Origin of the sequence: Bacillus sp. Marseille-Q1617 (assembly GCF_903645295.1) — a bacterium.
GTDB lineage: Bacteria > Bacillota > Bacilli > Bacillales > Bacillaceae_B > Rossellomorea.
In genome coordinates this window covers 1-22,611 of sequence record NZ_CAHJXM010000003.1, presented here as the reverse complement: position 1 = coordinate 22,611, position 22,611 = coordinate 1, and the positions used below count along the sequence as shown (strand labels likewise).

Annotated in this window: 20 protein-coding genes; 1 reads left to right on the top strand and 19 read right to left on the bottom strand. The window is 43.0% G+C overall.

All coding sequences use genetic code 11. The annotated features are described in order from the left end of the window. Window positions 1–259 precede the first annotated feature (259 nt). The 18 genes from dnaI to citZ all read right to left on the bottom strand — a co-directional run bounded on the left by dnaI (window position 260) and on the right by citZ (window position 20,438). A complete protein-coding gene (gene dnaI, locus HWX64_RS17355; protein ID WP_175990808.1) occupies window positions 260–1,192 on the bottom strand; it encodes a primosomal protein DnaI in 933 nt (310 codons plus the stop codon). Window positions 1,193–1,204: 12 nt separating this feature from the next. After that, window positions 1,205–2,602 (bottom strand): replication initiation and membrane attachment family protein, encoded by a 1,398-nt coding sequence (locus HWX64_RS17350; RefSeq protein ID WP_368495598.1) that lies wholly within the window; start codon window positions 2,600–2,602, stop codon window positions 1,205–1,207. A 90-nt stretch (window positions 2,603–2,692) separates the two neighbouring features. Then, window positions 2,693–3,148, bottom strand: coding sequence for a transcriptional regulator NrdR (gene nrdR / locus HWX64_RS17345; protein WP_175990807.1), 456 nt, complete (start codon window positions 3,146–3,148; stop codon window positions 2,693–2,695). An 82-nt stretch (window positions 3,149–3,230) separates the two neighbouring features. Next, complete coding sequence (locus HWX64_RS17340) at window positions 3,231–3,611, bottom strand: cytosolic protein (protein WP_175990806.1); 381 nt, start codon at window positions 3,609–3,611, stop codon at window positions 3,231–3,233. A 156-nt stretch (window positions 3,612–3,767) separates the two neighbouring features. Continuing rightward, window positions 3,768–4,148: an adenosylmethionine decarboxylase gene (gene speD, locus HWX64_RS17335; RefSeq protein WP_175990805.1), complete on the bottom strand. Its 381-nt coding sequence runs from the start codon at window positions 4,146–4,148 to the stop codon at window positions 3,768–3,770. A gap of 502 nt (window positions 4,149–4,650) precedes the next feature. Continuing rightward, the gene (locus tag HWX64_RS17330; protein ID WP_175990804.1) at window positions 4,651–5,679 is read right to left on the bottom strand and encodes a glyceraldehyde-3-phosphate dehydrogenase; all 1,029 of its coding nucleotides are present in this window, start codon (window positions 5,677–5,679) and stop codon (window positions 4,651–4,653) included. Window positions 5,680–6,190: 511 nt separating this feature from the next. Next, window positions 6,191–6,796: a dephospho-CoA kinase gene (gene coaE, locus HWX64_RS17325; RefSeq protein ID WP_175990803.1), complete on the bottom strand. Its 606-nt coding sequence runs from the start codon at window positions 6,794–6,796 to the stop codon at window positions 6,191–6,193. A gap of 22 nt (window positions 6,797–6,818) precedes the next feature. Beyond that, window positions 6,819–7,457, bottom strand: a complete 639-nt coding sequence (gene ytaF, locus HWX64_RS17320; protein WP_175990802.1) for a sporulation membrane protein YtaF — start codon at window positions 7,455–7,457, stop codon at window positions 6,819–6,821. Between the two features lie 71 nt (window positions 7,458–7,528). Further along, the gene (mutM, locus tag HWX64_RS17315; protein WP_175990801.1) at window positions 7,529–8,359 is read right to left on the bottom strand and encodes a DNA-formamidopyrimidine glycosylase; all 831 of its coding nucleotides are present in this window, start codon (window positions 8,357–8,359) and stop codon (window positions 7,529–7,531) included. A gap of 23 nt (window positions 8,360–8,382) precedes the next feature. Further along, window positions 8,383–11,013, bottom strand: coding sequence for a DNA polymerase I (polA, locus tag HWX64_RS17310; RefSeq protein ID WP_175990800.1), 2,631 nt, complete (start codon window positions 11,011–11,013; stop codon window positions 8,383–8,385). 191 nt (window positions 11,014–11,204) lie between these two features. Next, window positions 11,205–12,140, bottom strand: coding sequence for a protease modulator HflC (hflC, locus tag HWX64_RS17305; RefSeq protein ID WP_175990799.1), 936 nt, complete (start codon window positions 12,138–12,140; stop codon window positions 11,205–11,207). Beyond that, entirely contained in the window at window positions 12,140–13,093 is a 954-nt protein-coding gene (hflK, locus tag HWX64_RS17300) for an FtsH protease activity modulator HflK (protein ID WP_175990798.1), read from the bottom strand. The genes hflC and hflK overlap by 1 nt, the downstream gene beginning before the upstream one ends. Window positions 13,094–13,369: 276 nt before the next feature. Beyond that, the gene (gene pnpS, locus HWX64_RS17295; protein WP_175990797.1) at window positions 13,370–15,166 is read right to left on the bottom strand and encodes a two-component system histidine kinase PnpS; all 1,797 of its coding nucleotides are present in this window, start codon (window positions 15,164–15,166) and stop codon (window positions 13,370–13,372) included. Beyond that, window positions 15,163–15,879: a response regulator transcription factor gene (locus HWX64_RS17290; protein WP_175990796.1), complete on the bottom strand. Its 717-nt coding sequence runs from the start codon at window positions 15,877–15,879 to the stop codon at window positions 15,163–15,165. The genes pnpS and HWX64_RS17290 overlap by 4 nt, the downstream gene beginning before the upstream one ends. Window positions 15,880–16,058: 179 nt before the next feature. Then, complete coding sequence (locus tag HWX64_RS17285) at window positions 16,059–16,535, bottom strand: MaoC/PaaZ C-terminal domain-containing protein (RefSeq protein ID WP_175990795.1); 477 nt, start codon at window positions 16,533–16,535, stop codon at window positions 16,059–16,061. A gap of 385 nt (window positions 16,536–16,920) precedes the next feature. Next, the gene (gene mdh, locus HWX64_RS17280; RefSeq protein ID WP_175990794.1) at window positions 16,921–17,859 is read right to left on the bottom strand and encodes a malate dehydrogenase; all 939 of its coding nucleotides are present in this window, start codon (window positions 17,857–17,859) and stop codon (window positions 16,921–16,923) included. 80 nt (window positions 17,860–17,939) lie between these two features. Next, window positions 17,940–19,211 (bottom strand): NADP-dependent isocitrate dehydrogenase, encoded by a 1,272-nt coding sequence (icd, locus tag HWX64_RS17275; RefSeq protein WP_175990793.1) that lies wholly within the window; start codon window positions 19,209–19,211, stop codon window positions 17,940–17,942. Between the two features lie 108 nt (window positions 19,212–19,319). Further along, window positions 19,320–20,438: a citrate synthase gene (citZ, locus tag HWX64_RS17270; RefSeq protein ID WP_175990792.1), complete on the bottom strand. Its 1,119-nt coding sequence runs from the start codon at window positions 20,436–20,438 to the stop codon at window positions 19,320–19,322. Window positions 20,439–20,905: 467 nt separating this feature from the next. Here citZ and ytvI point away from each other — a divergent pair, with 467 nt between their 5' ends. Then, a complete protein-coding gene (ytvI, locus tag HWX64_RS17265; protein WP_175990791.1) occupies window positions 20,906–22,018 on the top strand; it encodes a sporulation integral membrane protein YtvI in 1,113 nt (370 codons plus the stop codon). Between the two features lie 86 nt (window positions 22,019–22,104). Here ytvI and HWX64_RS17260 read toward each other — a convergent pair whose 3' ends face one another. Continuing rightward, window positions 22,105–22,491, bottom strand: a complete 387-nt coding sequence (locus tag HWX64_RS17260; protein WP_175990790.1) for an FxsA family protein — start codon at window positions 22,489–22,491, stop codon at window positions 22,105–22,107. Between the last annotated feature and the right edge of the window lie 120 nt (window positions 22,492–22,611).

Sequence of the window (22,611 nt, the reverse complement as noted above, 5' to 3'; positions counted from 1 at the left end):
GCAAGATTAAAAGAAAATTTTCCCCTTATTTACCCCTATCCAAGCGAGTTTCAGCAGATTAACGGGAAAATTTCCCCTTATTTATATATTTAGTTACTCTATAGAGGCTAAGGTATCCTATGCATCCAAAATCTTGTTATATCCAATAAAAAAAGGGCTGCAAAATCATGACGATTTGCTACCCTTTTTCCATTGTTTTTTATAGTTTTCACCTTAAAACAGAACCCGTTACTCGCGCCTTTTCTTTTATTAAACCATTCTATTCTCTTCTATTCCGGCCGTCGATGTGGACGGGTTTGGCGAGGTATTTTATTCTTTCCATGATTCTAGCAGCTTTCAGTTTCTCTTCTTCGCCACGTTGTGTGTAGGTCAAGTGGTGAGTGAGCTCGTCGAAGTTGAAGTTTGATGTGAAGAAGGTAGGCAAGTTTTCAAGCATTCTGTACTGCAGGATGGTCCCGAGGATTTCGTCCCTGCCCCAGCTGGACATGGTTTCCGCTCCGATGTCATCCAGCATCAACACAGGTGCCGCTTTGACTGCCTCAAGTTTTTCGTTAAGCGAGTTATCTCCAAGTGATTGCTTGATTTCACGGAAGAACTCGGGAACATATACAATCATGGAAGCCACTTTATTCTGAGCGAGCTCATTTGCGATCGCACCCAGGATATAGGATTTCCCTACACCGAACTTTCCATAAAAATAATACCCTTTCAACCGCACATCAGGTGAATAATTTTCCACGAAATTCTTCGCCAGCCGCACGGCTTCCAGCCGGCTCTTCGAATCAAGATCGAGAGTGGAAAATGAAGCTTGCAGAATATCTTTCGGTACATATAGACTCTTTATCAGTTTTTGAGAACTTGTTCTTTCATCGTGCACAACTTTTCGCGGGCACCGGTGGTATTCGATATCAATCGTGTTTCCACGAATGACGAGATGAGGATCATAGCCCTGCATCATATTTTTACATTCCTGAAGAGAGGGACAATCCCTGCACTCCTTACTTTGGGAAATGTATTCATACAGTTTCATCAGACTTTCATTCACCATGTCGGATGTGACTTGATCTCGATGCTTGCTGATGAAATCTCTCACATCCTGATTTTCAAGGATTTCTTTTTTCATTTTTTCATAGCGCTGCTGAAATGAACTCGAAGCCGCCAGTTTTTTAAGCGTATTATTGATTTTTTCCATCTTGTCATTCACCTACTTCCTGAATTTTTTCAATTCTTCTTCAAGCTTTTTCTTTTCGGCTTCAAAATCGTAATCATCATTGTCCGAAGAAGCAGTTTTTTCACCCGTGCTTCCCCCTTCCTGGAACCACTCAGGAAGCTTCTCTGTACGAATCGGTTTTCTTCTCTTCGTTTTGTTTTCTTTTTTCCCCTGTGCCCATTCAAGGTATTGCTGATGCTCTCTTTTCGCGAGCTCCATTGCTTGTCCGGCTGTCGTCACTTTCTTGCGCGCCCAGTGTGAAGCAATTTTCTCCATATACCCTTTGGTGAGCTTCATATCAGTTTTCAACAACACATACTGGATGAGTACATTCATGACCCCGATCGGTAGTTTCTGTGACATCAATACTTCTTCCACTGCTTGAAGATCGGACTTGGAAGGATTGCTTCCGTTTGAAATATCGGCCAATACATCCTTGGGTGAAGTCGTTTCAAGATATTCGAGAAGCTCATCTTCCTTAGAAAGCGGCTTGTCCGTTTTTTTAACCTCTCTTGCAGACGAAACGCGTGCAGCCAAATCTGGAAGCTGATCCCCTGTTTGAAGCTGATACCAGTCCCTCGCTGCTTTTCTTAACATTTCGAGGTCAATTTCATCTTCCGAATCCATGGAGCTTAATACAAGGTTCTTCATTTGAATTGGATCGATCCCGTATAAATAACTTAGCTTAATGACCGTTTCTTTAACCTTCACAGTAAAAGCCTTTCTCGGTACCATTGCTTCTGAAAGGCCCGAGAGCAGTAATTGAAAATCAAAATCCACCTCATCCAGCGGCAGCCCGGATCCTTCCTGATATTGTATGAACTGCCTGCTTGAGTCAGTTTCAGCATCCGCATTTGCATCATGCTGAAGGAAATTTATATTTTGTTCTGAAGTGAAAACATCCTGAAATGAACGGGTGATCTCACTGTATTGATCCTTTTCGACAGTCTGATCGGTAAAGAAGTTCTTTAAACGCATATAATGGGTTCTGCCGATTTTTTGATAAAGATACACATTCAGCATTCCATCATGAAAGAACTCCTGGGGTGATAGCGGTCTCTGCAATTCATACACAAATCTGCGCTCCCCGCCGCTTTTTTTCTCATATACCTTTAAAAGACCGATACCCTCCAGCTTCAGCCTTGCCTCATATACTTCCTGGAGATTCACGGATAGAACGTTCATTAAATGATAATGAGCAGATTCCATGGACCACAGCCTATTTTCCTCTACCTCACCCCACAGACTCATGAACAGGCTGTAGGGGGCTGCACCGATTAACGGCTGATAAAGAAACGTGACAATCTTCCGGTCATAGTCCTGAAGCATTCCATTTGTCGCTACGGTGTAGTGATCGATCGGCTGTATTTCATTCCAATGCTTCTTCATCATCTGATTCTACCTTTCAAAATAATAAGTGTATGTAAAAGAGCCAAAGAATAAGAGAAAAAGAGCTAAAGAACGACTCTTCAGCTCACCACTTTACTCTTTTTTTATTAACTCTTTTAATTCATCTATAAATACGTTGATGTCCTTGAATTGTCGATAAACAGATGCAAAACGCACATACGCCACTTCATCGACTTTTGCAAGCTCATCCATCACCATTTCGCCGATTTTGACAGATTCCACTTCGGACGTTCCCTGGTTTCTGAGCTCCTTCTCAATATTCATCGAGATTTTCTCCAAGCTCTCCAGAGGTACAGGCCTCTTTTCACAAGCCTTGATTAATCCCCTGAGAATCTTTTCGCGGCTGAACTCCTCGCGAACGCCTTCTTTTTTTACGACAATCAACGGAAGCTCTTCCACTTTTTCAAATGTCGTAAACCGGAAATTACAGTCTTCGCATTCTCTTCGTCTTCTGATCGAGCGTCCTTCGTCAGCGGGACGGGAATCGACAACACGGGTCCCATTATGCTGGCATGACGGGCATTTCATAATATCAGCTCCGTTTTAACAAACTATTACTTTTATCTTATTAAAAAGCTGCCATTTAAACAAGCAAATGACGGTATTACCGTTATTTTACCTTTGTCAAATGACTGTTCAGTCTTCCGTAATAATGTCTGATTTGGGCTTTCAATACCGTATATGTACCAAAAATCTTTCCCTTATCCGCACTCACCTTGAAGTCGACTGCTGTTTCAAGGGGCCGGACAGTGATGACGGTTGCGACGATAAAAAGACGCGGAGTCCCGTTTTTACGGACCGTGATTTCTCCTCGTTCTTTTGATTCTGAAATGACCTCGTACTCTGAAGAAGAAAATAAGTCAAGAACAGCATTATATGCAGCGCCATGCATTGATTTATAATAGTGTGAACGTAATTCCGGATCTTCATGCTGATCGGATGTTTCACATTCTGATTGGAATCTTTTTAACAGGGTTTTCAATCCACTCATTTAACTGCCTCCCTTTATTTATCCTTATTTTACACGAAAAATGGTGAGATGGAAATTGGTGATGTGAAAGGCGGGGTGCTTTGAGGGTTTTGAAGGATGTGTGTGAATACATCAAAAAAGAGATGCACCATCATGCATCTCTTTACGTTATCGCTATTAAAGTGCTTGAGCCTGTGATTTTTTCACTTGAACAGGACCCATTCCCCGAGGCAGCTCGATTGTTTCACGAGTATCTGCGCCAAGAGCTTCTGCAATATATTCAGCAGCAATATTAGGGTCTAAATCACCGCACGTATAAACATCAATACTTGCATAACCATGTTCAGGAAAGCTGTGGATGGTTAAGTGTGATTCAGAAATGATCACAACACCGCTCACACCTTGAGGAGCAAATTTATGAAAGGCTACCTCACGGATTTCAGCACCTGATTTAAGTGCAGCATCTACAAACGTTTTTTCGATTCCTACAACATCGTTTAGCTTTTCGAAATCACAGCCCCATAGTTCTGCGATTACATGACGACCCATTGTTTCCATTGATCGTTTCCCCCTTTGACATAGTTTTTTTCGTCAAAATGAACGAATCCCTCAGCAAAATCTTAACTACCACGGGGGAAAGTTAGTCCGAAGAGGTCCTAACCCTTTAAGTAGCTAAATCAGTATTCATCTGCCATTAAGAAGTTCACGAAAAATAGTATACTTTGTTTAATATTCTTTTGCAATAAATTTATTAAAACTTTTTTGGAACCTTTTCCGCCGCTTTTGATTTCCGTGCAAGACTTCGCTTTCCGCTGGCGGCCGGTGAGCCTCCTCGTCGCTGCGCTCCTGCGGGGTCTCACCTGTCTCGCTTGTCCCGCAGGAGTCTTCGTCTTGCACTCCAATCAACCGCTGGAACCACCTAAATCCATTAACCTTTTATAAATGCTAACTCTAAATATTTTGGTCATTTCAAAACATAAATGGAAATAGCTAATCAAAAGAAAAGAACGCCCCCGGGAGGACGTTCGAGTGATTTTACTTATTGTTTTTCTTGGTTCTTTCAAACATTCACTTCAGTTTTGACATCCATTTTTGATGCCACATATTTAGCGAGGTCTACGACGCGGCAGGAATAGCCCCACTCGTTGTCGTACCATGCAAGAACCTTCACTTTGCGGTCGCCCATCACCATCGTCGATAATCCGTCAATGATGGCAGAGTGCGGGTTAGTATTGAAGTCAATGGATACTAATGGTTCAGTCGTGTATTCCAAGATTCCTTGCAGGGAACCTAGTGATGCTGTGATAAATGCTTCGTTGATTTCTTCTGCTGTCACATCTCTTTTCACATCCACTACAAGGTCAACAAGTGACACATTCGGAGTAGGGACACGGAGAGCCATCCCGTGCAGCTTTCCTTGTAATTGAGGAAGCACGAGCGATAATGCTTTTGCAGCTCCTGTGGTAGTAGGAATGATTGATTGTCCGCAAGCTCTTGCTCTACGCAGATCTTTATGTGGATTATCGATATTTTTCTGATCATTTGTATATGCGTGAACGGTTGTCATCAATCCATTTTCAATTCCAAATTGCTCATCCAGTACCTTTGCTACCGGAGCCAGGCAGTTAGTGGTACACGATGCATTGGAAATGATTGAATGCTCTTCAATATTTAATGCGCTTTCATTTACTCCCATGACAATCGTAACATCTTCATCTTTTCCTGGAGCTGTAAGGATCACTTTTTTAGCGCCGGCTTCCAGGTGAAGACTTGCTTTATCCTTGGAATTGAATTTCCCGGTTGCTTCGATGACAATATCGATGCCCAGTTCATTCCACGGTAATGCCTTTGGATCACGATTACTTAATAGTTGAACTTTCTTTCCATTTACGATGATGGCATCGTCTTCTGTCAGTACTTCTGCATCGAACGTGCCATGATTTGTGTCATACTTAATCAAATGAGCCAGTGTTGCAGCCGGGTAACTTGCGTTAATCGCTACAACCTCTAAGTTTTCTTCCAAAATCGCTTTTCTGAAAACCATTCTTCCAATACGTCCAAAACCGTTAATCGCAATTTTCGCCTTCATAAATCCGGCTCCCCTCTATATTAATGTTATACTTATATGTTTATTAACTAAAAATAGTATAACATATTTAGAGAAATAGTTAATAAGTAATTTGCGGATTTTAAATGTTTTATTATTCTGACAAATATATATTCCGTTTTCTATTGAAAAATGACGTTTACGATAATAAATACCACTTCAATACCGCTGTTGATTTCCGTGGAAGACTTCGCTTTCCGCGGGCGAGCGTGGGGCCTCCTTTCCTTATTCCCAGGAAAGGAACTGTCCAGCTGCAGGGCTTAGAGGCACATGTCATAAGCCAAACCGACCAAGAAGGCAAAGAGCGCCTTTCAGGCCGATCCGTCTTATGCAGCACGCCTCTCTTCAAAGCCCTTTCGATTTTCTGATAGGAGTCTTCGTCTCCCAATCCAATCAACAGCTGGAACTAGTTACAATGATAAGAAACTTTATTTGAAAAACAAAATACAAAACAAAAACCGACAGGATTAACCCATCGGTTTAACGTTAAGTATTATGGTCTCAAATCCCAATCATTTATAACCTTCTCGAGCTGCCTTTCGGTTTCTTCTATTGTTCCGTTGTTGTCTATGACGGCGTCGGCGAGACCTACTTTGTCTTTGAGCGGGAATTGGGAAGCGATTCGGGATGATGCTTCTTGTTCGGTGAATTGGTTTCGTTTCATCAGCCTCGATAATTGGGTTTCTTCATTTACATATACGACGATCGTTCGATCCACCATCCATGTCAGGTCACTTTCATATAGAAGTGGAATATCCATGATGATGGTATGTTTTCCTGACTCGATGGCCTGATCCTTTTCTGAGAGCATCATGCCGCGTACTGCTGGATGGACGATTCCATTCAGTTTTCTTCTCATTTCTTCATTATGAAAGACGATATCGCCAAGTGTTGCACGGTCGATTGTTTCGTCTTCTTTGTGAAGAATGCTTTTCCCGAATTCTTCGATGATCGCGAGGTACGCCGGCTGCCCGACCTCGACCACCTTGCGGGCGGCAAGGTCGGCATCGATCACTGTGTACCCGTTTTCTTTGAGCATACTTGATACGGTACTCTTGCCGCTCGCGATCCCGCCTGTTAAACCTATAATGATTGCCATGATTGCTACACTTCCTATTCTCTTAAAAACGTAAAATCCCTATAAGTATCAATAAAACACCCGGCAGGAAAGAGACCCGTTGGACCCACTTTATATGGGAAAAGAACTGCCCCATTCTCAAGCCTGAAGATAAGAAAATAAAGCTCATGCAAAGAATCGCCACGGCTAATACAAGAGGGGAGAAATCCAATAGAGCCGCTCCGATTCCAGCTCCGAATGCATCCAGTGAGAGTGCGATCCCGAGCATGAATGCTTCGATTCCGGTAATCGTCCCTGAACGGTCAAAGTCCGCTGTCAATGGCCTTCTCAGAATTTGAATGACCAATCCGATGGACTTGATTTCAAAATTGATCAGTGTTTTCTCTTCCGAAGGGTGATGTTCAAAATCTTTTTGCGGTCTGAAAAACTGATACAGGACAGCTACTCCAATCGCGACAAGGATGAGCCCGCCTATTCTGCCGGCCCAAACCGGGGTAATGAATGATTGAATGGCCCTGCCCACCATCATGGCCGCCAGAAGGGAACTTGCCGAACAGATGGAGATGATACTGATTGATTTTAAAGGAATTTTCACTTTTCGTAATCCGTACGTTAAACCGGTGCTAAAGCTATCAAGACTTACAGCAAATGCAAGCAGTAACAAGGAGAATGTTTCAGTCATCTAAAAGCCCTCCCAAAAATCATTACAATACTATATGGCAAGGGCTTATCAGATGTTAAATGTCTTTAGGCTTATTTAGCTTGCTGGCAGCGGGGACAATAGTGTGTCCCTCTGCCCGCTGACACTTTCTTTTCAATGGGAGTGCCGCAAACTCTGCATTCCTCGTCTTTTCGGCTGTATACAAACAAGTTTTGCTGAAACATCCCCATTTGTCCCTGTGAATTCACATACGACCTGATCGTGCTGCCGCCCATCTCGACAGCTTCCTTGAGCGTCTCTATGATGCAGCGGTGTAACTCAGTCACTTCTTTTTTCTTAAGCGATTTTGCTTTTCGATCGGGATGAATCCCCGCACGGAACAATGCCTCATCCACGTAAATATTCCCTAGGCCCACCAATACCGACTGGTCCAGCAGGGCAGCTTTTACAATCCGCTCCGTTTTCTTTAGTTTCTGCTGGAGGTATTGAGCGGTAAATTCCTTATCAAAAGGTTCAGCCCCCAATTGGAGCAGGGGCCGGTGCAGGAGTTCTTCTCCTTTTTTAAAAAGATGCATCGTTCCGAATTTACGGACATCCCGGTATCTGAGCTCTGTGCCATCGGTAAAATGAAAAATGACATGGGTATGTTTTTCTATTGGATCACGCTCATCATACAGGCCATATTTGCCTTCCATTCTCAGGTGGGATACGAGTGCCACTTCGTTCATATCGAAAATCAAAAATTTCCCTCTTCTCCTCATTTCAAGTATTTCTTGTCCCGTGAGAGCATGTATGAATTCTTCGGAAGCTTCTGGATGTTTGATCATTTTTGGCCAGAAAACAGACACTTCCTTTATCTTTTTTCCGTTGACAAGCATCTCCAATGTTTTTCTGACGGTTTCAACTTCAGGAAGCTCAGGCATATCGGGCACCTCCTAAGACTTGGTTATTTGGCATCGTACCAGGTAGGGCCATACGAATAATCGACTTTGAGAGGGACCTCGAGTTCCATCGCATTTTCCATCACTTCCGGTACAATTTTTTTCAATGTTGCAATTTCATCTTCCGGAGCTTCAAAAATCAGTTCATCATGCACTTGCAATAAAAGACGTGATTGAAGGTTTTCTTCCTTCAGACGGGCTGCCATATCAATCATCGCCTTTTTGATGATGTCAGCTGCGCTGCCCTGAATCGGTGTATTCATGGCTGTCCGCTCTGCAAAACTTCGCAGATTAAAGTTTCTGCTCGTGATTTCAGGCAGATAGCGGCGGCGGTTCAGCAGAGTCGTAACATACCCCTTCTGCTTTGCCTCCTGAACAATATCATCCATATACTCTTTTACTCCAGGGAAACTTTCTAAATATTTCTTGATGAATTCTCCGGCTTCCTTACGTGTGATGTCAAGACTCTGTGAAAGTCCGTAGTCACTGATACCATATACAATGCCGAAATTGACCGCTTTCGCATGACGCCTCATATTGGATGTCACTTCATCCTTTGAAACACTGAACACATCCATCGCTGTTTTCGTATGGATATCCATGTCATTCCGGAACGCTTCGACGAGTTTCTCATCTCCTGCGATATGAGCAAGCACCCTGAGCTCGATTTGAGAATAGTCTGCCGCGAACATCACCCAGCCTTTTTCGGATGGGATGAAGGCCTGACGGATCTTCCTTCCTTCCTCAAGCCTGATCGGGATATTTTGAAGGTTCGGATCGATCGAACTTAGTCTCCCTGTTTGTGTCAATGCCTGATTGAAACGTGTATGAATCTTGCTTGAGTCTTCATGCACTACCTTCAAGAGCCCTTCAAGGTATGTGGATTGAAGCTTTCCTAATTGACGGTAGTGAAGAATATAGTCAATGATTTCATGCTTTGATTGGAGCTTTTCAAGTACATCCGCGGATGTTGAATATCCTGTCTTCGTTTTCTTGACTACTGGCAGTCCCAGATTCTCAAAGAGGATGACGCCAAGTTGCTTCGGTGAGTTGATATTAAAACTTTCACCGGCCAACTCATGAATCTTCTTCTCCAGCTCTTCAATCCGGTTTCCAAGTTCTTCTTTCATATCGGTTAAGCGCTGTTTGTCCACTTTTACTCCTGTATGCTCCATTTCAGCAAGGATCAGAGCCAAAGGAAGCTCAAGTTCCGTAATCAGTTCGAATTGTCCATTTTCCTCGAGCTCATTTGTACATACGGATTTCAGTTCGTAAAGGGCAGCCGCTTTTCTTGCCAGGTGCTCGGAAAGGATATCTTCTGAAGGCACTTTTTGTTTAGCCCCTTTACCGTATACTGCTTCATCAGTATCCACTGCTGGAAGTCCGTGTGCTTTCGCGATTGCTGCAAAATCGTCGCCTGAAGAGGATGGATTCAGGATATAGGAGGTCAATAATAAATCGAATTCGATTCCTTTCACGTCAATCCCGAATCTTTTTAAAGAAACGACAGTCTGTTTCGAATCGTACACATATTTGATATTCTCATCGCTTTCCGCCCATTTTTTAAAGTCTTCCGAATCAAGTGCTGTATCCAGTGAAAAGTAGAAAGTACCTTTATCGTTATGAAGACTCATTCCAATGATGGTACCGAGATGGTAATTGTCCTCGAGCATCTCGATATATAATGAACTTTCTTTTGCCAGGTGTTTTTCTTCCACTTTCTGAAGTGTTTCATAGGAAATCGCATCCAGATCCTTTGCTTCTTCCTGAGGTGAATCCCCCATTTTTTCAAGCAGTGAATTGAACCCTAAGTCTTTGAACACTTCTTTCAGCTTGGCTGTATCCATGCCGGCATAGTCGAGCTCGTCCACTTTGATTTCAATAGGTGCTTCCCTGAGAATGGTGGCCAGTTCCTTGCTCATGACGGCTGATTCTTTATTTTCCTCGAGCTTTTCTTTCAACTTTTTCCCGCTTACCTTGTCGATGGATTCAAGCAGGTTTTCAACCGAACCGAATTCCTTCAGGAGTTTGATCGCTGTTTTTTCACCGACGCCGGGAACGCCGGGAATATTATCGGAGCTGTCCCCCATCAATCCTTTCATATCAATGATCTGATCCGGTGAAATCTCCCACTTTTCCTTGATATGGTCAGGAGTATAGATTTCAAGGTCGGTGATTCCTTTTCTCGTGATGCATACCGTCGTCTTATTCGTACTGAGCTGCGTGAGGTCTTTATCACCTGAGAAGATCTTTACTTCATAGCCGTCTGATTCAGCTTGAAGGGAAAGCGTCCCGATGATGTCATCAGCCTCATAATTTTCCTTTTCGTAGCGTTTGATGCCGTAAGCATCAAGGAGTTCCCTGATATATGGGAATTGCTCTGACAGCTCAGGGGGAGTTTTCTGTCTTCCTCCCTTATATTCTTTGAATGTCTTATGTCTGAAAGTGGTTTTCCCTGCATCGAAGGCAACCATAATGTGGGTGGGCTTTTCATCTTCCAGGACCTTTTGCAGCATCGTTGTGAACCCGTACACTGCATTTGTATGTACACCTTTATCATTATTCAGTAATGGCAGGGCAAAAAATGCCCGGTAAGCAATGCTGTTTCCGTCAATCAAAACTAACTTCTTCGTCATAAATGAACCTCCTGTAAAAAGGGTTGAGTAAACATTAACGTTTTATTTATGCCGGCCTGAGATTGGCCGAATATTTTCTATGTCATCCTCTTTTATTCTATCATGTCGAAGGAAGAAAGGAAAAAGAGGGAAACGAGAGAAAAAATTAAGCCCTTCCGGGGAGGGTTCTCCTTGCCGGAAGGGCTCACTTGTCATTCCGTATAGCCCATCAGCAATCTGGCATACGGTGAATCTGATGGTAAAATGATCACGGTCTTATCATCTACCGTCTTCTTATAGGTTTCTAACGTTTTAAATAAGTCATAGAAACCCGGGTCTTTCGAGAAGGAATTGTTGTAGATCTTGGCTGCTTCAGATTCTCCCTCGGCCCGGATGACATTTGCATCGGCACCAGCTTTGGCAAGGAGCTCTTTCACTTCCCTGTCGGTATCGGCTGTTATTCTCTGTTTCTCTGCGTCTCCCATCGATAGATATTCCTGGGATTTTGATTCACGCTCTGAGATCATACGGGTATAAACAGAGTTTTCATTGGCTTCCGGCAGATCGGTCCTCTTCATCCGGACATCTTTTACAACGATTCCATATCCATCCTTTGAGAGCAGTTCATTCACTTGCTTCGTGATTTGATCATTCAGGCTTCCCCGCGAGGACTTTTCATCATCGATGATCTCATCATATTTCAAGCGGCCAAGCTCTGAGCGGACAACCGAATATATAAACTCTTCCATCTTTGTTTCAGCATTGACCACCGTTCTTGCATTCTTGATCATTTTCAAAGGATCTTCTATGCGCCATACAGCAAAATTATCAATCAAGATCCGCTTTTTGTCCTTCGTATTGATTTCCGCTTCGGTTACATCGTAGGTCATTTGATGTTTTGGCAGCGTGGTGACAGATTGAATGAACGGGATTTTCACCTTCAAACCTGGTTCTTTGTCGATTCTCACAACCTCACCAAATTGCCTTACGACCTTATATTCACTTTCTTTCACAATGTACAGACTGGTGAAAAGAAGAAGAAGAGCCGCGAGAAGGATGACCAGGAAGATGCCCAGCTTCTTATATCTTTTCCATTCAACCGGATCTTTCTTTTTTGAATGAATATCAAAGACATTTTGATCAGACATTATTCCTCACTCCCTTCCTGTTTCACCGGCGTTTGATTTTCAAGCTGTCTGATAGGGAAATATTTAAGTGTGTCCCCATTATCCTTCATGATATAAATTTCAGCATCAGGCAGGACGTTTTCAAGCGTTTCGAGGACCAAACGTTTCCGGGTGATTTCAGGATTGCTTTTGTACTCCGTATATAGCTTATCAAAGACCGCCACATCACCGCGTGCTTGCTCTACGCGGGCAATTTTGTCACCTTTCGCTCTTGATATAATGGCGTCTTTTTCACCCTGTGCTTCATTTGTACGCTGATTACGGTACTTTTTGGCTTCATTGATCTTCGTATTCATCGTTTCCCGTGCATCGGTAACAGCGGTAAAAGCGCTTCGCACCTCTTCATTCGGCAGCTCCACATCCTGCAGTTTGACTGCCAGTATGGAGATGCCGATATCATACTTATCGATTAAGTCCGTTAATAAATCCCTTACATTGGCTTCGATTTCTGCTTTACCGGAAGTCAAAGCATCATCAATCAGAGAACTTCCGATAATACTTCTTAAAGAAGCCGAAGTTGCATCATACAAGATTTCCTTGGGATCATCCGAGTTGTACAGGTAACTTTCGGGATCCGTGATCTTCCATTGGACGACAAGATCGGCAAGGACGATATATTCATCACCCGTAATCATTTTCGTTTCTTTCGGAAATTCCTTGATTTCCCCATCCTTTTCTTCATAGCCGAACTGAAGACTGAATGTTTCTTTAGATAGCACCTCTACAGACTGCATCGGCCAGGGCATTTTAAAATGCAGACCGGGCTCCACTACCGGTTCGCCCGCTTCACCGAATGTCAACACGAGCGCTTGCTCAGATTCATCAACGGTGTACCAGGATGTGATTAATACAAGAATTAATATGAGAGCGGCAATGACCATTCCGGTAATCATATAAATGCGTTTCAGACTCATAAACTCCCTCCCCTTTCTTTTAAAAACAACCTATCTCTATACTATTGGTCGATTAACAATATATACGATTGGAATACAGAAAGGTTTCAAATTTATGACAGAAAGAGGGTTGGCGGAGAGAAAGTGGAACCAATGCGAAAAGACGAGAACGGGGTTGGTTCTCGCCTTTTCTTAACTCCTTGGATGAAGGGGTTTCATCTATTATAGTAGCAACACATTATTAAGCCCGGTTTAACCTTTTGTAAATAGATTGTAAAAAATGAGGATGAGACTGGATTATTTTCTACTATTTTCACCAAAGGAGTGTTCAGGAAATTTTTTATGAAGGCAGACTGTGAATGTTGTACCCTTGTTCACTTCACTCTCCACTTCAATCTTTCCTTCATGAGCTTCAATTATATGTTTAACAATGGCAAGGCCCAGTCCGGTCCCTCCTGAGTTGCGGCTTCTTGCTTTGTCTACCCGGTAGAAACGTTCAAAGATCCTTGGCAGTTCTTCTTCGCTGATCCCGATTCCATTGTCCTTGATGCTGACATGCACCTTTTCTTTATCTTCCGTAATGGCAATGGTGACATCCCCGCCCTTCGGTGTGTAAACAATGGCATTGGAAATCAGATTGATGAATACCTGCTTCAGCCTATAGGTATCAATCTCCGCTTCTCCATTAGATTCAAACCGGGTGTGGATGGTTATACCCTTCTTCTCAGCCCTGTCTTTCAGAATCGGGAGCACCTCTCCAACAAGCTCAGAAACCTCTTGTTTTTCCAAAGAAAGCTCAAAACCATGTTTTTCTATTTTCGATAGTTCCAATAAATCTTGTATCAGGGATTGGAGGCGATCACTTTCTGTCAGGATGATTTCAAGGAATGACTTTAACGTCTCCTCGTCCTTCATCGCACCATCAAGCAGCGTCTCCGAAAATCCCTTTATTGAAGTGATGGGCGTCTTCAACTCATGGGATACGTTGGCTACGAAATCTTTTCTCATTTGCTCAAGGTTCTTCAGCTCGGTGATGTCATGGAAAACCACGACAATCCCTTTCCATTCATCATTTTGACCGATGATCGGCGCACCATACACTTCATAATGCTTTCTTTCAATCCGATGTGGAAGGAGAATCTGCCTTCTCACGCGGTCTTCCGTCATGAAGATTTCTTCAACGAGCTTATTGACCTGCTGGTAGTGTATGACTTCATGATAGCGCACTTTCTTCAACTGACTTTCTTTCAGATTAAAAAACTCCCTGAATGTCCGGTTCGTCAAAACGACAAAGCCGCGCTGATCGATGAGCAGCATTGCACTTCCCATATTTTCAATCAAAGTAGTCAGCCGGTCCTGCTGCATCTCTTGTGAAGTCACCATCTCCTGTAAATTACGCGCCAATATATTAATCGATGTACTCAGCATGCTCGTTTCATCCAATCGATCCTCATAGGTCCTTGCCCTGAAATTCCCTTTAGCAAGTTCAATTGCCACTTTGGTTGCAGACTCGATGGGTCTGGTATAGCGCACCGTGATCCTTGAACCGAGTATGATGATGAGGATCAGCGCAAGGCCAAGGGAAACCGTCAGGACAAACCAAATCTGTCCTGTTCCTTTTTCCAATGCATCTACTTCAGCACTCATAATCAGAAGCCCGTTAATTGTATCGTCTTGTTTTCTGAGAGGATACCAATAATACCGGTATTCCTTTCCGGATAACACAAGTTTTTTATTTTTATCTTTTACATCCCAGTTCTCACCGATTTCATTGATCATCCGCTTCTGATGGACATCAAGCAGTGAATCAGCCGATTCTGTATCATGAATGACTTTGCCGGAATCATTGAGGATGGTAATCCGGACATCCAGTATATCGCTGAGTTCTTCAATCATGGAAGGGTTGATGTCACGTAAGCTGCCGTTCTCTTCTATTGAGCTTGCCAATAATCTGGATTCCTTTTGAATCCTTGAATTGAAGGTGTCCAAATAAAAGTTCTTGAAAATCTGACCCAATACGAGGCCAAGACCGATCAAGACGAAAATGATTAGCGTAATCAATGCAAAAAGAAGCTTTGTTCTGAACTTCGTCATCGACCCTTTGGCTCCTCCAGCTTATAACCGAGTCCTCGGATCGTTTTAATATATACGGGTTTCTTTGTATTGGATTCAATCTTTTCACGCAAGTGGCTGATATGGACATCGACGATTCTGGTATCACCTGCGAAATCATAATTCCAGACGGCACTAAGAAGCTGATCGCGGGTCAGCACTCTTCCTTTGTTATTCGTCAAATAAAGGAGTAGTTCAAACTCTTTGGGGGTCAATTCTAATAATTGACCCTGGAAATACGCTTCATATTGCTCAGGATATACTTTTAATTCTCCTACTTCTTTATAATCAGCAGGTTCTTCTTCGACGTCCCCGGCATCCTTAATCGTTTGACTGCGCCGCAGAATCGCCTTTACTCTCGCCACCACTTCCCTTGGGCTGAATGGCTTTGTCATATAATCATCCGCCCCAAGCTCCAAGCCAAGGACTTTATCAAATTCATCATCTTTTGCTGTCAGCATGAGGATGGGAATATTCACTTTTTTCTGTCTTAATTCCTTACAAACTTCGATTCCATCCATTTTTGGGAGCATGAGATCCAAGATCATTAAGTCTGGGAGCTGATCGACAGCCATATCTCGTCCCTCTTCACCATCATGTGCGGTAATGACCGAATAGCCTGATTGCTCCAAGTTGTACTTTAACAATGTGGCGATCGATTGTTCATCTTCTACTACCAGGATTTTTTTGCTCATTTAAAGTGCCTCCATACAAAAGAAATTAACCCCATCATCCAACGATATTATGTAATTATATTTTCATTATAATACAATTGTATGCCCTGACCATACCTTAAAGATAGTTTTAGTATATGCATATAAAAAAAAAGCTATAAAATCCAATTGGATTTTATAGCTTAGCGGCCATTTCCGTATTAAAAATTCTCCAGTGCATGACTGTTCATTTTTTCAAGCTTGTGAGGAGGACATACTTTGATTAATCCATTTATGACTTTCTCATCTTCTTCATTTACTGCTGTCACTCTGATTGTGACGGTATGGGATACCGGTTCTACTTCTGTGACTTCAAAGAGGAACTGAATGGTTGCATAATGATAAACGGGTTTTGGAAAGTCGATGTTCTGTTCAATGATATGTGAACCAGGTCCTGGCAAGTACTTTGAAACGGCAGATGTAATAATCCCTGTAAGCATGATGGATGGAACAATCGGTTTTTTAAATGGGGTCTGTGAAGCATAGTCATGCTGGATGTATAAAGGATTGGCATCATTCGTCAAGCCAAGATACAGGAGCAGGTCATTATCTTCAATTTTTTCTGTTAATGTTAATTTTTCTCCGATCGACATTTCCTCAATTTTTCTACCAAGTTTTCTTTTTTTACCTAATAGCATAAGGTGCACCTCCGTATGTAAACGCATACATTTTAAAATAATAGAAATAATCTTTATTATCTGTATATTACTATAATATCATTTATAGGCTTTCCATACAAAGGGATTTTACGCGGTTATTGGGATAATATTTATTTGCCTTCTAATACCGCTGTTGATTTCCGTGCAAGACTTCGCTTTCCGCGGGCGGTTGGTGAGCCTCCTCGTCGCTGCGCTCCTGTGGGGTCTCACCTAACGCGCTTCTCCCGCAGGAGTCTTCGTCTTGCACTCCAATCAACAGCTGGGTTCACTCAATCATATCTTTTTGATATTGAACTTCTTTTCATAAAAAGCATAAAAAAGCCAGTTCACTCAAATAATGAATGGAACTGGCTTTTATTATTCTCTACGCCAATGATGACATGACATTCTTTACGGAGTCGGCTGATTTTGCGAGTGCTGACTGCTCTTCTTCTGTCAGTTCTAGTTCGATGATTTTTTCGAGGCCGTTGCCTCCCAGGATGGTTGGAACTCCAAGGTAGATCCCCTCGAAGCCGTATTCGCCTTCCAGGTAAGCAATTGCCGGGATTACGCGGCGTTGATCTTTAAGAATCGCTTCGACCATCTGGACCAGTGAAGCAGCTGGTGCATAGTATGCCGATCCATTGCCTAACAGTCCGACAATCTCCCCTCCGCCTTTACGGGTACGTTCAACGATTGCATCGAGACGATCTTTCGGGATCAAGGTTTCTAAAGGAATTCCTCCTGCGTAGGAGTAACGGATTAATGGAACCATGTCATCTCCGTGTCCGCCAAGTACAAAACCTGTGATGTCTTTGACAGACAGATTCAATTCCTGTGCAACGAACGTACGGAAACGGGCTGTATCAAGGACGCCGGATTGACCGATGACCCGTTCTTTCGGGAATCCCGATGCTTTGAAGACCGTGTAGGTCATGGCATCAACAGGATTAGTCAGTACGATGATATAGCAGTTTGGAGAATATTTGACAATTTGCTCTGTTACAGACTTCATGACCTTTTGGTTTGTCTGAACCAAGTCGTCACGGCTCATTCCAGGCTTGCGTGCGATACCGGCTGTAATCACGACAATATCAGAATCCTTCGTGTCTTCATAGTTTGACGTGCCGGTGATGTTTGCATCAAACCCCTGAACCGGACTTGCTTCAAGCATATCCAAAGCCTTGCCTTTTGTTGGATCTTCCATTTGGGGAATATCAACCAGCACTACATCACCAAGTTCTTTTTGCGCCAGCATAAGGGCAGTCGTTGCACCTGTAAAACCTCCGCCGATCACCGAAACTTTTCTGCGTTTAATTGTCATTCATGGTTCCTCCTGTTCATCAATTGTATTTTACGTAAGACAGAAGCATCCCTATTGAAGGAATGCTTCTGATGTTTACATTATTCCATGTTTTCGATCAATGCTGTACCGAACTCTGAACATTTCACTTCAGTAGCTCCATCCATCAGACGGGCAAAGTCATATGTCACGACTTTAGAAGCGATTGTTTTTTCCATTGATTTAGTGATTAGATTAGCTGCTTCCGACCATCCAAGGTGCTCAAGCATAAGCACTCCGGAAAGGATGACTGAAGAAGGGTTAACCTTATCCATTCCTGCATATTTAGGAGCAGTACCGTGAGTTGCTTCGAAAATGGCATGTCCTGACTCATAGTTGATGTTCGCACCTGGTGCAATACCAATTCCGCCTACTTGTGCAGCCAGCGCATCAGAAATGTAGTCTCCGTTCAAGTTCATTGTAGCAACGACATCGAACTCAGCCGGACGTGTAAGAATCTGTTGTAAGAAGATATCAGCGATTGAATCTTTAACGATGATCTTACCTGCAGCTTCTGCTTCAGATTGTGCTTTGTTAGCTGCTTCAGTGCCTTCAGCGTCTTTGATCTTATCGTATTGAGCCCAAGTGAATACTTTATCGCCGAATTCTTTCTCAGCAAGCTCGTAACCCCAGTTCTTGAATGCACCTTCAGTGAATTTCATGATGTTCCCTTTGTGTACAAGCGTCACTGATTTACGTCCTTCAGTGATGGCATAGTTAATAGCCGCACGAACCAATCGTGAAGTACCTTCTTCTGATACAGGCTTAATACCAATTCCTGAAGTTTCTGGGAAGCGGATTTTGTTAACTCCCATTTCATCTTGAAGGAAACTGATCAGTTTCTTCACTTCATCGGAACCGCTCGCATATTCAATACCAGCGTAGATATCTTCTGTATTTTCACGGAAGATCACCATGTCAGTATCCTCAGGGCGCTTTACTGGAGAAGGAACACCTTCAAAGTAACGCACAGGACGCAGGCATGTGAATAGGTCAAGCTCTTGACGAAGCGCAACGTTCAATGAACGGATTCCGCCGCCTACAGGAGTCGTAAGTGGACCTTTGATGGCGATGAAATATTCACGGATTGCTTCAAGTGTTTCATTTGGAAGCCATTCACCTGTTTTATTGTAAGCTTTTTCACCTGCGTAAACTTCTTTCCACTCGATTTTACGCTCACCTTTATATGCTTTTTCAACAGATGCATCTAATACGCGCTGAGCTGCAGCCCAGATATCGGGACCTGTACCGTCACCTTCGATAAAAGGAACGATTGGATTGTTTGGAACATTCAGCTGGCCGTTTTGGTTTGTAATCTTTTCACCTTGTGTCATTATGTAACCTCCATTTTCATTCATTATCAAAGGGGATGACCATAATTCCAAAGTCATTCCCCTTCTTATTTATTACACCAATATTTTTACTATTTGTAAATATTGATATTAACCTCTTTGATCAACCGGCACGTATTTCTGTTTGCCAGGTCCAATATAATCAGCACGAGGGCGGATTAAGCGGTTATTTGAATATTGCTCCAGGATATGGGCAAGCCAGCCGGATACACGGCTTACAGCAAAGATCGGTGTGAATAGGTCATGATCGATGCCCAGGCTGTGATACACAGATGCTGAATAGAAATCAACATTTGGCGGAAGCCCTTTATTTGCTGTGAAGACTTCCTCGATCTTCGCAGACATTTCATAATATTTGCTTTCTCCTCTAAGCTCAGTCAGCTTTTTGGACATTTCTTTTAGATGCTTCGCACGAGGGTCCCCTTGACGGTAAACACGGTGACCGAAGCCCATGATTTTCTCTTTCTTTTCAAGCTTGTCCAAAATATAGGATTCAGCTTTATCAACAGATCCGACTTCAGTAAGCATCTTCATGACCTGCTCGTTTGCTCCACCATGAAGCGGTCCTTTCAGTGCTCCGATTGCAGCTGTTACTCCAGAGTAAACGTCTGAAAGTGTAGCCACACATACACGTGCAGTGAACGTGGAAGCGTTTAATTCATGGTCCGCGTGAAGGACAAGCGCCTTGTTGAAGGCTTCGATTTCGATAGGCTCAGGATCTTTACCTGTCAGCATATACAGGAAGTTAGCAGCAAAACCGAGGTCCTTACGAGGTGCAATCGGCTCCTGTCCGTTACGGATTCTCGCAAAACTTGTTACGATCGTAGGGATTTTCGCCTGCAGACGAACGGCTTTCAAGTAGTTTGCTTCCTCTTCCATCACATCTGCCTCTTCATCATATAATCCAAGTAAAGATACGGCAGAACGCAATGCAGCCATAGGATGCACTTCCTTGATATTGTACATCTTGAAGTGATCCAGGACCTCCTGAGGAAGAGCCATGTTTTCCGCCAATTGGTCTGTCAGCTCCTGAAGTTCTGATTGAGTAGGTAATTTCAAATGCCATAGTAAATAGATTACCTCTTCAAATGTAGCATTGTTTGTTAAATCATCAATGTTATAACCGACATATGTAAGAGTGTCATCAATGATTGAACTGATGGATGAAGTAGTAGCTACAACTCCTTCTAGTCCGCGAGTCGCTGTCATAATAATCTCTCCTTTGAATGTATTTCCCTTTTACCCATTTTCATATGAGCTTAAAACCCTGCACGAAAATTTGTAGCGGGCTTGTTTAATAGAAGCAAGTAAATTACCTGTTGAGGGCATTTAATCATTCTGTTTCGTATGTTGAGCGATTGCTCAATCCCTGCACAAAAAATGATTCCCTGTACGATGAATAACCAGCAGGGAAATAGAGCTTGGGATGCGCTTACATTTTCTATTATAAACAATTATCTGACATTTGTGAATGATAACGCTCGAATTTATCTAAAATTATTTTACTAGAAAAATAAACCTGACTGACTTTTGGGTGCTGAAACTGGGCGTCCACTTGTAACCCCCCCTACTAAACTACTGCTACAAATAGAACAAATTTTATTGAAATTAGAACTTTCTTTCATTTCCAGTCTCTTATAAAATAGGTAGTAATAGACAGGTCAGGGGGAACTCAGTTGAACTTGGAATATGTGTATAGGACCATTCGCTTTCTTATTGTGATTGCCATCATCCTTCTTTCTTTATTCGCATTGTATTACATATGGAAACTCGCTTATCCCTTCGTCATTGCCGTCGGAATCGCATTACTGATCAATCCTTTCGTTAATTGGCTTGAAACGAAGGGCAGACTGCCGAGGGTATGGGCAGTAGTCGTTTCGCTGTTTCTGATTGTGGGGATGTTTGCCGGGCTGATCACCCTTTTGATTGCTGAAATTGTGTCAGGAGCAAACTATCTATCAGAAGTGCTGCCTGAACACGTCCGGACTCTCGTAACCTATGCAGAGAACTTCATTGTAGGGCAAGTGATTCCTTTTTATCACCAGATTGCTGGACTCTTCAAAAATCTCGATGCGGGACAGCAGAGTACCATCCTGGAAAACATTGAAACAGCTGGCAGCAAAATCGCCCAATCGGCAGGTGATTTTCTTCAAAACTTCTTCCAGAGGCTTCCTCAGCTTATTTCGTGGATACCGAATGCTGCATCTGTACTCATCTTTGCAGCGTTAGCAACATTCTTCATCAGCAAAGACTGGTATAAATTGTCCGCAAAAGCAGAAAGAATCGTACCAGGAAAAGCAATGTCGAGCGGAAGAACCGTGTTCATGGACCTGAAAAAAGCACTGTTCGGTTTTATAAGGGCCCAATTCACCTTGATTTCAATCACGGCCATAATCGTATTGATCGGGTTAATCATTCTGCGCGTTGACTATGCCATAACCATTGCCCTTGTAAGCGGCTTGGTGGATATCCTCCCTTACTTAGGAACAGGAGCGGTATTTGTTCCATGGATCGCATATGAATTTATTACCGGTAATGCAGGACTCGGTATCGGGCTCTCCGTGTTATATTTAGTAGTCGTCGTTCAGCGCCAGATCATGGAACCAAAGGTGCTATCCTCCAGCATAGGACTTGATCCCCTAGCTACGCTGGTCGCTCTCTTCGTCGGGTTCAAGTTGATCGGATTCCTAGGCTTGATCGTGGGACCTGTCGTCCTTGTCATCCTTTCGACTCTAAGGCGTGCAGGAGTATTTGAAGATACTTGGAAATTTATAATGGGTACTAAATAAAAGTGGAAAATCGACAGCTTTGATTAACAGATTTGAATAAAAAAAGCACTGCTTCGGTCCATGGGCCGAGGCGGTGCTTTTTCAAATTATCGATAAATAATGAGGTTCCCTTTATTGAACCATCTTTTAAATAACTTATAAATAAATGGTTTAAATAGTTTTCGTGTCGGGGGAAGCAGCAGCAAAAAGCCGGTTGCATCGGTAACGAATCCCGGGGTCAACAACAGCACTCCACCGACCAAAATGCATAGACCGTCGATGATTACATCACCAGGGAACTGTGCATATTGCATGTCCTGCTGAGCCCTCCTGATGGTTTCAAGTCCTTGTCTCTTCGCCAAATATGCACCGGCAATCCCCGTCGCAATGATCATCAAAACGGTCGGCAGCACACCGATGGTTTGTCCGGCAAGTATAAGGATCCCGATTTCCAAAGCAGGAACTACAATTAAAAACGGCAGAATATATCTCACGAGGAATTCCTCCTGTAATGTATGACTTGCTTCTTTATTATAACATATCGGGGGTGGACGGGTATTATTCCGGTTTAGGGGGATTGGGGCGCGGGATTGGACTCAGGTTTGGGGCATGGT